Source organism: Paucibacter sp. TC2R-5 (assembly GCF_025717605.1).
Classification (GTDB): Bacteria; Pseudomonadota; Gammaproteobacteria; order Burkholderiales; family Burkholderiaceae_C; genus Paucibacter_A; species Paucibacter_A albus.
Genome location: NZ_JAJIRQ010000007.1, coordinates 63,202 through 74,952 on the forward strand (window position 1 = coordinate 63,202; position 11,751 = coordinate 74,952).

General features: G+C 64.2%; 15 protein-coding genes. 8 read left to right on the forward strand and 7 right to left on the reverse strand.

From position 1 onward, the window contains the following. Positions 1-9: 9 nt before the first annotated feature. From LNV08_RS16510 to LNV08_RS16525, 4 genes are all read right to left on the reverse strand, one after another. A complete protein-coding gene (locus LNV08_RS16510) occupies positions 10-399 on the reverse strand; it encodes a hypothetical protein (protein ID WP_263534829.1) in 390 nt (129 codons plus the stop codon). Continuing rightward, positions 396-752 (reverse strand): hypothetical protein, encoded by a 357-nt coding sequence (locus tag LNV08_RS16515; protein ID WP_263534830.1) that lies wholly within the window; start codon positions 750-752, stop codon positions 396-398. The genes LNV08_RS16510 and LNV08_RS16515 overlap by 4 nt, the downstream gene beginning before the upstream one ends. Continuing rightward, positions 749-940: a hypothetical protein gene (locus tag LNV08_RS16520; protein ID WP_263534831.1), complete on the reverse strand. Its 192-nt coding sequence runs from the start codon at positions 938-940 to the stop codon at positions 749-751. Before LNV08_RS16520 ends, LNV08_RS16515 begins: the two co-directional genes overlap by 4 nt. Positions 941-1,093: 153 nt before the next feature. Further along, positions 1,094-1,591 carry a BON domain-containing protein gene (locus tag LNV08_RS16525; protein WP_263534832.1) on the reverse strand — a complete coding sequence of 166 codons (498 nt, stop codon included), beginning with the start codon at positions 1,589-1,591 and terminating at the stop codon, positions 1,094-1,096. A gap of 231 nt (positions 1,592-1,822) precedes the next feature. On the opposite strand from LNV08_RS16525, the gene LNV08_RS16530 reads away from it, so the two are divergent. The 3 genes from LNV08_RS16530 to LNV08_RS16540 are packed head-to-tail and all read left to right on the forward strand — an operon-like array spanning position 1,823 to position 5,468. After that, positions 1,823-2,272 carry a hypothetical protein gene (locus tag LNV08_RS16530; protein WP_263534833.1) on the forward strand — a complete coding sequence of 150 codons (450 nt, stop codon included), beginning with the start codon at positions 1,823-1,825 and terminating at the stop codon, positions 2,270-2,272. Then, a complete protein-coding gene (locus LNV08_RS16535) occupies positions 2,269-3,759 on the forward strand; it encodes an ATPase domain-containing protein (RefSeq protein WP_263534834.1) in 1,491 nt (496 codons plus the stop codon). Before LNV08_RS16530 ends, LNV08_RS16535 begins: the two co-directional genes overlap by 4 nt. A 44-nt stretch (positions 3,760-3,803) precedes the next feature. Further along, positions 3,804-5,468, forward strand: a complete 1,665-nt coding sequence (locus LNV08_RS16540) for a diguanylate cyclase domain-containing protein (protein ID WP_263534835.1) — start codon at positions 3,804-3,806, stop codon at positions 5,466-5,468. 66 nt (positions 5,469-5,534) lie between these two features. On the opposite strand, the gene LNV08_RS16545 is transcribed toward LNV08_RS16540, so the two are convergent. Next, positions 5,535-5,768, reverse strand: coding sequence for a glycine zipper 2TM domain-containing protein (locus LNV08_RS16545; RefSeq protein WP_263534836.1), 234 nt, complete (start codon positions 5,766-5,768; stop codon positions 5,535-5,537). Positions 5,769-5,919: 151 nt separating this feature from the next. Between LNV08_RS16545 and LNV08_RS16550 the strand changes: the two genes are divergently transcribed. The 5 genes from LNV08_RS16550 to fumC all read left to right on the forward strand — a co-directional run bounded on the left by LNV08_RS16550 (position 5,920) and on the right by fumC (position 10,537). Continuing rightward, complete coding sequence (locus LNV08_RS16550) at positions 5,920-6,138, forward strand: hypothetical protein (RefSeq protein WP_263534837.1); 219 nt, start codon at positions 5,920-5,922, stop codon at positions 6,136-6,138. 33 nt (positions 6,139-6,171) lie between these two features. After that, a complete protein-coding gene (locus LNV08_RS16555; protein ID WP_263534838.1) occupies positions 6,172-7,056 on the forward strand; it encodes a YihY/virulence factor BrkB family protein in 885 nt (294 codons plus the stop codon). Position 7,057: 1 nt separating this feature from the next. Beyond that, positions 7,058-8,182, forward strand: coding sequence for an AI-2E family transporter (locus tag LNV08_RS16560; RefSeq protein ID WP_263534839.1), 1,125 nt, complete (start codon positions 7,058-7,060; stop codon positions 8,180-8,182). A gap of 122 nt (positions 8,183-8,304) precedes the next feature. Next, positions 8,305-9,117: a Crp/Fnr family transcriptional regulator gene (locus LNV08_RS16565; RefSeq protein ID WP_263534840.1), complete on the forward strand. Its 813-nt coding sequence runs from the start codon at positions 8,305-8,307 to the stop codon at positions 9,115-9,117. A gap of 16 nt (positions 9,118-9,133) precedes the next feature. After that, positions 9,134-10,537, forward strand: coding sequence for a class II fumarate hydratase (gene fumC / locus LNV08_RS16570; RefSeq protein WP_263534841.1), 1,404 nt, complete (start codon positions 9,134-9,136; stop codon positions 10,535-10,537). Positions 10,538-10,564: 27 nt separating this feature from the next. Here fumC and LNV08_RS16575 read toward each other — a convergent pair whose 3' ends face one another. After that, the gene (locus tag LNV08_RS16575; protein WP_263534842.1) at positions 10,565-11,056 is read right to left on the reverse strand and encodes a cyclic nucleotide-binding/CBS domain-containing protein; all 492 of its coding nucleotides are present in this window, start codon (positions 11,054-11,056) and stop codon (positions 10,565-10,567) included. Between the two features lie 96 nt (positions 11,057-11,152). Further along, the gene (locus LNV08_RS16580; RefSeq protein WP_263534843.1) at positions 11,153-11,554 is read right to left on the reverse strand and encodes a hypothetical protein; all 402 of its coding nucleotides are present in this window, start codon (positions 11,552-11,554) and stop codon (positions 11,153-11,155) included. Positions 11,555-11,751 lie beyond the last annotated feature (197 nt).

The window sequence follows — 11,751 nt, forward strand, 5'->3', positions numbered from 1 at the left end:
CTGGATGAACTACTTGATTGGCTTTTCGAGCGCTTTTTCTGGAGGGTTTTCGGGCGTGACCAACTCCCGCAGCAGGCCGCCGCCGGCGACGCTGCCGCTGGCCGGCATGCGCATTCTGGCAATGCATTCATAGCGCTCCGGCGCGGGCAAGGCCATACAGCGCTCATGCGCATTGCGCTCGTAGGAGGCAGGGTCAGTGTCCATTGCACCGCGCTTGGCTTCGGCCAGCGCGGCGCCGGCCTCACGCTGGCAATCGGCCCGGCTTTGCGAGGCCTGCGCGCTCTTGCATGCGGCCATCTCTTGCTGGTAGCGCAGCTGCGCAGAGGACGGTTGCGCCGCCACGGCCGCACTCAGCAGCGCGGCAGCCAGCAAGAAGCTGCAGTGGAGGGTCTCTTTCATGGGGAACTCCTGGTCTTGGGAAGGGATGCCGGCGCTGCGGCATCGGCTCGCGCGCTGGCATTCAGCGCCAGCAAACAAACTTCTTGCCGGCGCCCGCCGACCAGCTGTGTGCATTGGCGCGCTTGGCCCAACTGCGTGACCTTGATCGCTCGGCGCACTTGTTCCTGATTGACCGAAGCCTGCAAGACCGACTGCAGCGCCAGCAGCAAAGCCAGGCCAAGCAGAGCAGCCCCGCCCGCCCAGCACCAGCGCGCCCGCTTGCTCGGCCCCTGGTTGCCGATGCTGGTGCCTGTGCGGGCGCGGGTGCTAGCGCGGCTGCGGCCACGTGCAGCCTGTAACGCGTGGGCGCTCATGCGGCCTGCGGTGCTGCGCCGCCCTGATCAAGCGCTGCGGGCCAGAGAGCCCCGAGCAAGGCAGGGCAGGCCGACTCGAAGCCGATCGCGCCCAGCCCTTCGACATGGAAGTCGGCGCTGCTGCGCCAGCCAGCCGCTGGCCGCTCGCCCGCAGACGATGGGTCACATGCGTTCAATTCATCCGTCATCACAGACCCCGAAAGCCGACCCAGCGACAGCGAGCCTTGGCTGTGCCCATCTTCAGTGGCTGCCGACGCCTGCGCCATCGGCCAAAAGCGGGTCGGCTTGTAGGACGGGCCCGACAGCTGCGCGAACGCCCTGGCGACCGCCGCCGCGCGATTTCAGGGCCTGGCCTTGGGCTTGACCGTCACCTGGTTGTCCACGCTGATCACACCCTTGACGCCCAGTGCGATCTCGCGCGCTCGGCCCACGGCGACAAAGTCCGCCACCGTGCCGCGCAAGACCACCCGGCCCTGACTCGCATCGACATTGATGCTGGCCGCGCTCATCACGCTGTCGGCGGCCAATCTGGCCTTGACCAGGGTGACGATGCCGGCGTCGCCGAGATCGGTGCCGACTTGCTCGCGGATGTCGAGCGAAGCCTGCTTGACGTCGCGCACCGCTGCGCTGGCGGCCAGGGCTGCGTCGGCAGCCCCGCGCTCCATATTGGCCCGCAAGGCATCGGACTGCCGCTCAACCTTGGCGATGCCGTCATCCAGCTGCTTGCCCGGGGTGCGCCCGGCCTCATCTTCTTTGCTGCAAGCAGCGAGGCTCAGGGCGATGATGGCGGCAGCCAGGGCTTGCATCACTTGCGGCGATGGATTTTTAGGAATTTTCATATGAGGCCTTTTTGAATATCAGGCCGAGAGCCTAGCCAGCGCGGCGGCGATCCGATGCAGGCCGAGGCCGCCAATTCTTGTCGGACGGGTCCGACAAAAACTCCGGCTATGTACGCTGGCGTACAGATTCCGCTTTGAATGTGCGTTATGGTCAGCACTCATTTCAAAACAGCAAGCAGGCGGACAGACAAGCATGCCTGCCTTTGACTCCTTCAGTGACCCGGCCCAACCATGACAAGTTCAGAGAGCGATCACACCTTGGCATTTCTGGCCGAGCATCTGGACGCCGGCGCCGATGCGGCGCAGATCGCCCGGCTGTTTGGCCGGGTGTGCCAGGAGATCAATCTGGCCCTGGTGCCTATCGTGGGCCAGCGCGGTGTGGCGGCGCTGTTTGCCCGCAGCTTGCAGCTGGGCGCCAAAAGCCACCCCTGGATGAGCGACGCCGGGACGCCCGCTAGCAACAGCAGCGGGCCTGTACCGGTGAACTTCGATACCGCAGCTTTTTGTGCCTTGACCGCAAGGCAAACGCGCCCGGAAGCAGCGGCCGCCGCTTGCCTCTTATTGCAAACTTTCTATGAGCTGCTGGGCAAATTGGTCGGGCGCTCGCTCACCGATCGCCTGCTTCGCACCCCTTGGCTTACTTTTTTGAGCGGTTCGGCCGCGCAGGACAACACGCAATGAGCAGCAAAGTAGCCATCCAACGGTTGACCACGGGCGTGCCGGGCCTGGACCAAGTGCTCGGCGGGGGCTTGCCCGAGTTTTCCTTCAATCTGATCGCCGGCCAACCCGGCTGCGGCAAAACCACCTTGGCGCACCAGATCATGTTCTCGCTCGCCACCACGCAGCGCCCGGCGATTTACTTCACCGTGCTGGGTGAGCCGCCAATGAAGATGCTGCGCTACCAGCAGCAATTCGACTTCTTTGACAGCGAGTTGATCAACGATTCGGTGCGCTTCATCAATCTGTCCGATGACGCGGCCAATGGTGACCTGGAGCGCGTGCTGGCACGCATCAGCGAGGCGGTCGCTACCTACGAGCCGGGCCTGGTGTTTGTCGATTCGTTTCGCTCGGTCATGGTCGCCAGCGAAGCCAGCGACCACCCCCACAGCCCCACCCACCGGCTGCAGCAGTTCGTGCAGCAGCTCGGCATGCTGATGACGAGTTGGCAGGCCACGACCTTTTTGATCGGCGAGTACTTCATCGAAACCGATGCCAACCCGGTCTTCACCGTCGCCGACGGCCTGATCTGGCTGCGCCAAAGCGTGCAGCGCAATTCCATGGTGCGCAAGATCGAAATCCTGAAAATGCGCGGGCAGGCCACGCTGCCGGGCTTGCACACCTTCCGGATCAATAACAGCGGCATCAATGTTTTTGCCCCGGCCAGCGCGCCCAGCATGGTCCAGCCCGAACACAAGCCGGGCAGCGCGCCTGCGACCGCACACCGCGTGCTGCTGGGCGTGCCCAAGCTGGATGAAATGTTGGGCGGCGGTCTACCGCGCGGCTATTCGCTGCTGGTGGCGGGGCCCTCGGGTTCGGGCAAAAGCATTCTGGCGGCGGCCTTTCTGGCCGAAGGCGCTCGCCTTGGCGAGACCGGTGTGCTGGCGGCCTTCGAGCAAAGGCCCAGCCAATCGCAAAACCGCATCATTGTCGACCTGGTGGCCAGCGGCCAAGTGGGCGTGGTCGACAGCCGCGCACCGGACCTCTCGATCGACGAGGTGATAGGCCTGCTGCTGCGCGAGATTACGCGGCTGGGGGCGACGCGCGTCGTGATTGATTCGCTGTCCGGCTTCGAGCTGGCGGTGGCGCCGACCTTCCGCGAGGACTTCCGCGAGTCCTTGGCCCGCTTGGTGCTGGCCATGGCAGGGGCCGGTGTGACGATCTTGATGACCTCCGAGCTGGAGGATCGCTACACCGATCTGCGCTTCAGCCCCTACGGCACCGCCTTCCTGACCGACGCCATCATCGTGCAGCGCTATATCGAGATCGACAGCCGCCTGCGCCGCATGCTGGCCGTCGTCAAGGTGCGCGCGAGCGCCCATTCCGACGAGTTGCGCGAGTTTCATATCGATGACGGAGGCCTGCAAATAGGCGACACCTTGGCCGAACAAGAAGGCTTGCTCGGCGGCCGGCCCAGCCAAAAAACAGCCCGCTTAACGCTTAACGCTTAAGGCTAAAGCCAGCCTAACCCGCCGTGGACGCACTTCACCCCGCCATGACAGCGCCTGTTGCCAAAGCCGAGCAGGAGCTGACTCACATCACCGAGCGCGTCGAAGCGATGCGAGCCGTCTTGGTGCGGCTGCTACAAGACGTGGTGCGGGCGGAGAGCTTTCTCGAACAAAATCAAAGCGTGCAGCTGCTGGAGGCTAACGAGCAATTAGTACTGGCTTCGCTGGGGGCGCAGGTCGCCAGCGAGTCGGCCCTGCAAGCGCTGGAAGAAGTGGCGCGCGCCAGCGGGCTGGACCCCTTGACGCAGTTGGCCAACCGTAGCTTGGCTTTTGACCGCCTCAAGCGGGCCATTGCGCACGCCAAGCGCCAGGGCACGCAACTGGCCCTGCTGTTCGTGGACCTGGACAAGTTCAAGCAGATCAATGATTCCAAGGGCCATGCCGTCGGCGATCAGGTCTTGCAGCAGGTGGCTCATTGCCTGTTGTCGGCGGTGCGGGAGTCGGACACGGTCAGCCGCCATGGCGGCGATGAGTTCCTGATCCTGCTGGACGATTTGCCACAGGTCAATGACGCCTTGGGCGTGGCCGAAAAGCTCAAAGATATGTTGCAGCTCGCGCGGACCGCGAACGACAACTGGGGCGAGCTGAGTGCCAGCATTGGCATCAGCATCTACCCACGCGACGCTGGCACGGCCGACGCCTTGATCGCCTGCGCCGACCTCGCCATGTATATGGCCAAGCGCCAAGGACCGGGCGGGATTTCATTTTTTGTCGATGACGCCGACCCCCTGGAGTTGTCTCCGGCGGCGCCGCAGGGCAGTGCTCAAGGGCCGGCAGAACCTGCTATGCGGGCGCTGCAGCGTCATTCGGCCGAGCTGGCTCGTGAGTTGGTCAAGCAGGAGCAAAGGCATTTGTTGCTGCGGGAGGCGAACGAGCAGTTGGTGCTGGCCAGCCTCAGCGCGCAAGACCTGCAGGCCGCTGCGGCCGCCGCGCAGGAGCGCAACAGCGAGTTCATGGTCGGTGTGGCGGCCGAGTTGAACGATCCGATGTCGCCGATCCGCATCGCCATGGCGGCGCTGGGTCGCCCGCCGGATGCCACGCCACTGCTGCCGCATGCGAGCAATTTGATGGCGCTGCAGGCCTCCTTGATACGCGGCTTTGTCAGCGATTTGCTGCAACAGGAGCAGGCAACATCGTCAACAGACACAGACGCAGACAAAGCCAGGCTGCTGCTGATGCTGGAGCCGCTGGATCTGGCGGCCCTGCTCGACCATTGCGCTCAAGAATGCCAGCCGCTGCTGGCCCGCCGCGAACAGCAGCTGCAGTTTGAGCCGGCGATCAAAACAGCGCCAACGCTGTGGGTGCAGGGCGACGCCTTGCGCCTGACCCAGGTGCTGAGCAATTTACTCAGCAACGCAAGCCGCTACTCCCATCGGGGCGGCCTGATTCAACTCAGCTTACAAGGCTTGGATGCCCGAGCGGTGATCACCGTCACCGACGCCGGCATCGGCATCAGTCCACAGGCCTTGCAGAGGATTTTCGAGCCCTTTGGGCGCGAATTCCATGCAGTGGGCGTGTATGGCGAGGCCTTGGGGCTGGGCCTGACGGCGGTACGCGAGATCGTCGAAGCGCATGGCGGCACGGTGCGGGCCAGCAGCGCCGGCGTGGGGCTGGGCAGCCAGTTCATGGTCACCCTGCCGCTGTCGGCCTGAGCCCGGACCCTGGCCCGGACCCGGCTCCGGCCCTGGCTCCGATCGCTTGCCCTGTTACTTCTACGTCTACTTCTCCTTCTTCTTGTCCTTTTCGATCTCGTGGCCGATAACGCCGCCGACGACCGCACCGCCGACCGTGGCCGCCGCGCTGCCGCCGGTCAAGACCGCGCCACCGGCCGCGCCGATGCCGGCGCCAATCACCATGCTTTTGTCATGTTCGGACATGCCGGCACAGGCGCCAAGCGCAAGCAGCAAAGCCGCGCTGAGGGTAGTCCGGGTCAAGCCTTGGATTGAAATCATATGGGTAGCCTCTTCTTAGGTTGAAAGACATGCTCAGCCTGGGCCGTCGGGTCGCCGCCGTCTGTGTGCTGGCGCACGGACAGCCGCCCCTGCGCCCCCTAATCTGCAGGCCAACGAGTCCCAAAACTTTTCAAAAAAAGGCAATGCAGCGATGAACACAATCAAACTAGGCGCCCTGGCGCTGATCGTGGCGGGGCTCTTGGGCCTGGGTTATGGGGGGTTCAGCTATACCGAGCGCAGCCAGCCCGTCAAGCTGGGGCCGATTGCCCTGACGGTGGACGAAACCCATTCGGTCAATGTGCCGGTCTGGGCCGGTTTGGGCGCCATCCTGCTGGGCGCCGTCTTGCTGGTGTTTGGCAGCAAGCGCTAGGCCTTGGCGGGCGGCACGAAGCTCCCCCGGTTCATGCAGACCTTCGATCCGCGCCTGTTGATGGTGCTGCGGCACCCCGCCGCTTTCGGTCTCAGGGCCTTGCGCAATTTTCATCGCAACCAGGGCCTGTTGCTGGCCGGCGCGGTGGCCTATTACGCGCTGCTGTCGCTGGTGCCCATGCTGATCCTGCTGGTGATCGCGCTGTCGCAGGTGATCAACGAAGCGGAGCTGCTGCTCACCCTGGGCCGCTATCTCGAGTGGTTGCTGCCGGGGCAGGCGCCGGCGTTGGTCGGCGAGCTGGCGCATTTTCTGGATCACAGGCAAGTCATTGGCTGGGCGCTGCTGTTGACCATGCTGTTCTCCAGCTCGCTCGCCTTCACCGTGCTGGAGAGTGCGATGTCGGTGATCTTTTTGCACCGCGTGGTGGTGCGGCGGCGGCGCTGGATGATTTCGGCGCTGATTCCCTATGCCTACATCCTTTGCCTGGGCTTAGGCCTGCTGCTCGTCACCTTGATGACGGGCAGCCTGCAGGCCATGGGCGAGGGCGAGATCGAACTGCTGGGCCACGACTGGTCGCTTGGCCGGCCCGCCACCGCCCTGCTCTATCTGCTGGGCCTGATCGGTGAAGTGGCGGTGCTGACCTCGATCTATATGGTGATGCCGGTGGGCCGGCTGTCGCTCAAGCATGCGCTGTTCGGCGCGGTGGTGGCGGCCTGCTTGTGGGAGGTCTCGCGCCGGCTGCTGGTCTGGTACTTCAGCACGCTGGCGCAGATCGGCCTGGTCTATGGCTCGCTGACCACCGCCATCGCCGTGCTGCTGAGCCTGGAGCTGGCGGCTAGCTTGCTCTTGCTGGGCGCGCAGGTGATCGCCGAATTCGAGCGACTTCCCATCCCCACAATACAAAACAAGCATGACTGAAATGCCCCGAACACCCAAGCCGCGCCTGCACATCCCCGCCAACGCCGGCAATACCTCACTGGTCATCCTGGCCGCGCTGGCCTTGCTGTTCACCTTGCGCTGGGCCAGCCCGGTGCTGGTGCCGCTGACCTTGGGTCTGATGTTCAGCTACGCCTTAACGCCCATGGTCGACGGGCTGCAACGCCGCTGCCACCTGCCGCGCGTGCTCGGCGCCGCCTTGCTACTGCTGAGCCTAGGCGGCAGCCTGGTCTGGACCGCCTACAAGTTCAGCGATGACGCCGTGCAGCTGCTGGAGTCGCTGCCGGAGGTGTCGAAGAAAGTGCAGAGCGCCGTGCGCGCGCACCGCAGCCCGGATGAGTCCACCATCGGCAAGGTGCAAAGGGCGGCCGCGGAGATCGAGCAGGCCGCGCAGCAAAGCGGCCCGCCTGCGCCGGCCCCCGGCCGCGGCGTCACGCGCGTGCGCATCGAGCGGCCGCAATTCAATCTGCAGGACTATCTCTGGAGCGGCACCTTGGGGCTGGCGGCCAGCCTGGGCCAAGCGCTGGTGGTGAGCTTCATCACCTTCTTCTTGCTGGTGTCAGGCCAGACTTTTCGGCGCAAGATGGTCAAAATCGCCGGACCCAGCTTTGCCAGGCGCCGTGTCATGATGCAAGCGCTCAACGAGGTCAACGGGCAAATACAGCGTTATTTGCTGGTGCAGCTCTTCACCAGCGTCGTGGCCGGGCTGGCGGTCTGGATTTCGTTCAGCTGGCTTGGCATGGAGTACGCGGGGGTTTGGGGCCTGCTGGCCTTTGGGCTCGATTTCATTCCCTATATCGGCGCCATCATCTTGTCCGTGACGGCCAGCCTCGTCGGCTTTGTGCAGTTCGGCGCGGTCGATATGGCTTTGGCGGTGGGCGTGACGGTGATGACCATCCATATGCTCTCGGGCAATTTGCTCTCGCCCTGGCTGATGAGCCGGGCCGCCAGAATGAATCCGGTGGCGATCTTCGTCGGCCTGCTCTTATTCGCTTGGCTCTGGGGCTTGTGGGGCCTGCTGCTGGGTGTACCCGTGCTGACCGTGGTCAAGGCCATCTGCGACCGGGTCGACCCGCTGCAGCCGATTGGCGAGTTGCTGGGGAGCTGACAGTCCCATCGCGGGCAAGCGAATAGCCGCGCTATGTAACGTAGCGCACAGACGGCGCCTGCCCGCAGACCTAGTCTTCATCCTGGACACCCCACTCAGCCCACGCAGCCCAGGAAGAAGCCATGCACAAGGCACAAGAAGCACTCATGATCGACGCACGCCCGCGCCTGCTCAAGGCTGAGCCGGGCATAGCCGGGCTGAGCGGCGCGCAGGCAATTTACCCGCGCGACAAGGGCGCCGGCGCCAGAAGCGACGAGATTGCCCGGGTGTTGAACTTGCTGCTGAAGCACCTGCCCGTGCGTCGCCGGCTGGTGCATGCGGGCGATCTGATCTTTGAAGCCGGTCAGCCCTTCAATCATCTCTATGTGATCAATTCGGGCTATGTGAAGGTCGTCAACACGGCCGCCGACGGCCGCAACCAAGTCGTCGGCCTGCTGTTTCGGGGCGACTGGCTGGGTTTTGACGGCATTGCCAAGGGCTGCTACGGCTGCACGGCGCAGGCGCTGGAGATCGGCGAAATCTGGGCTTGGCGCTATGACCAGCTGCTGAGCGCGGCCGCCGCAGAGCCTCAGCTGCTGCATGAGCTGCATAGCGAGATGAGCCGCGCCATCACGCGCGGGCGGGATGCCCTGCTGTCTGTGTGCACGCTGCCGGTGGCGGCGCGGGTCGCCGAGTTCTTGCGCCAATGGGCCGAATCCTTGGCCGCCAGAGGGCTGCGCAATGACCAGATCATCTTGCGCATGTCGCGCGCCGAGATCGGCAACTACCTGGGCATGACCTTGGAGTCGGTCAGCCGCGCGCTGTCAAGCCTGGCCCGCGCGCGCGTGATCTGCTTCACCGAAAAGGGCCGGCGCATGATTCAGATCCCTGACCTGCAGGCCTTGAACGATTTCATTCAAGCCGACGCTCAAGCGCCCGGCGCGATTCTGCAGTGAAGCCCGGAGCCACGCGATGAGGCCCACCCGCAGCGAAACCGATAGCTTCGGCACATTGGAAGTGCCGGCCGACGCGCTCTGGGGTGCCCAGACCGCGCGCAGCCTGCTGTTCTTCAATATCGGCCAACAAGAAGGCCAGCGCATGCCGCTGGCATTGATCCATGCGCTGGCCTGGATCAAGTGGGCGGCGGCCCTGGTCAACCGGGATCTGGGCCTGCTGGACGCGGTCGAGGCGCAGGCGATCGCGGCGGCCGCGCGCGAGGTGGTCAGCGGCGTGCATGACGGGCAGTTCCCGCTGTCCGTCTGGCAAACCGGCTCGGGCACGCAAAGCCATATGAATGTCAACGAGGTGATCGCCAATCTGGCCTCGCAAGCCTTGGGTGGCGGCTTGGGCGAGCAGCGCTCCATCCACCCGAACGACCATGTCAATCTCGGCCAATCCTCCAATGATGTATTCCCCAGCGCCATGCACCTCGCGCTGGCCCTGCAGGCCAAACAGCGCCTGCTGCCGGCGCTGAGCGAACTGCAGGCGGCGCTGTTGAACAAATCCGATGCCTGGGCCGGGCTGATCAAGATTGGCCGCACCCATTTGCAAGACGCAACGCCGGTGACGCTGGGCCAGGAGTTTGGAGGCTATGCCACGCAGCTGCAGCTGTGCGAGGGCCATCTGCGTTATGCGCTGCAAGCGGTGCACCGACTGGCGATTGGCGGCACGGCGGTCGGCACCGGGCTGAACACCCATGCGGAGTTCGGTCCAAGGGTAGCCCTGTTGCTTGCGCAGCAAACGGGGCTGCCGCTGACGCAGGCCAGCAATCTTTTCGCTGCGATGGCCTGCCATGAGGCCTTGGTCGGCCTGCATGCCGGGCTGAAGATGCTGGCCATCGCCTTGACCAAGATTGGCGGCGACATCCGCCTGATGGGCAGTGGCCCGCGCGCCGGCCTGGGCGAGTTGCTGCTGCCGGCCAACGAGCCGGGCAGCTCCATCATGCCGGGCAAAGTCAACCCCACGCAGATCGAGGCGCTGACCATGGTCTGCGCCCAGGTGATGGGCCATGACGCGGCGATTGGCTTTGCCGCCTCGCAGGGGCAGCTCGAGTTGAATGTGTACAAGCCCTTGCTCATCCTGGACTGCCTGGACAGCCTGAGCCTGCTCAGCGACGCGATGCGCAGTTTCACCCAGCATTGCGTGCAGGGCCTCGAAGCCAACCCTGAGCGCATCGAGGGCTTGCTGCAATCCTCGCTGATGCTGGTGACCGCCTTGGTGCCGCATATCGGCTACGACCGAGCGGCGGCTATCGCCAAACAAGCCCATCAAAGCGGGTCGACGCTGCGTACCGCAGCCTTGGCACTGGGCACCGTCACAGCAGAAGACTTCGACATCTGGGTCGATCCGACCCAAATGTTGGTGCCGCGTCAGTAAGGACTTATTCAAAGACCAACTGCTCTTTCATTGGTAGCCGATTCCCATCACATAACTGCGCAGCAGCTCCTCTTCATGGTTGCCTGCCTGCAGCAGCGCGCGCAGCCCGTCGCGCATATTCACCACGCCAAGTGGCCTGTTGTCTGCGTCGACCAGCAAAACATGGATCAAGCCCTGTTTGTGCATCATGGTCAGGACATCGGGCAGCAAATCCTGCAGCCCACAAGACCTGATATCTCGCGTCATCACGGCATCTGCGCGCGTGCTGAAGAAATCGGCCCGCCCCATGCCGAGCTGCTTGACCAACATGGTTTCGGTAATGATGCCCAGCACTTCGCCGGTCTCGCTGCACACCACCACCACGCTGATCTGAGCGCTCGACAGCAGCGCGGCCACGTTGACCAGATGGGCATCAACAGCCACGGTCAACAGACGCGAACGGGCGACCGCCTGGATGGCGCTGACCGCTGGCTGGGCCACGCTGCGCGTCGCCTCCGGCTTGAGTTCGGGGTCAATCATGGTGAATCCTTTCAAACGGAAGAGGCCGGTCTGGGCAGGTTTTCATCCAGCTCATGCCCGAGCCCGGGACCGAAACCAAAACATTGGCGAGACTGACTACAACAACTCTTCAACCGTCAGCCTGCGGTAATGCACGGCCACAGTCGCATCGCAACTGCGTGCGATGGCGGCAGCCTCAGCCGCGTGCTCGGCGCTCTTCACCTTGACCAAGAGCCAGCGGTAGCCTTCCTTGCTCAGTTTGACGTAGCGGCGAAGCAGGGTGATTTCATAGCCAAAGCCGGCCATGGCGCCGGCCTTGTCAGCCATCGCTTCCAGTTCCACCTCGGTGTCGCTGGGTGCGAAATGCAGCACGGCAGCGCTGGGCCATTCGGCGGCCTGCAAGGCTTTGCTCAAGCTATCGGCGAGCACCTGTGTCGGCAGGCCGACCATCAGCCAACCCACGGGTTTGAAGGCACCAAAGGAGGTCGGCACTTGCTCGACGGTGGTAAGACTGCTCATGGTGCGGCCCTCATTGGCGGCTGAACGAGAGAAGAGCTTCGCCAGCAGTAGCAAGGCCTGCGGGCCATTCGGGTGGGGTGAGTCGCTGCATGGGGTACTCCATTGGACAAGTGCTAAGTGCGGTCGGGCGAATCGGGGGCTCGCTGCTCACAGCTTGCGAGCCGGCAGATCGCCGGTCTGTTCGGTACACCACAGAC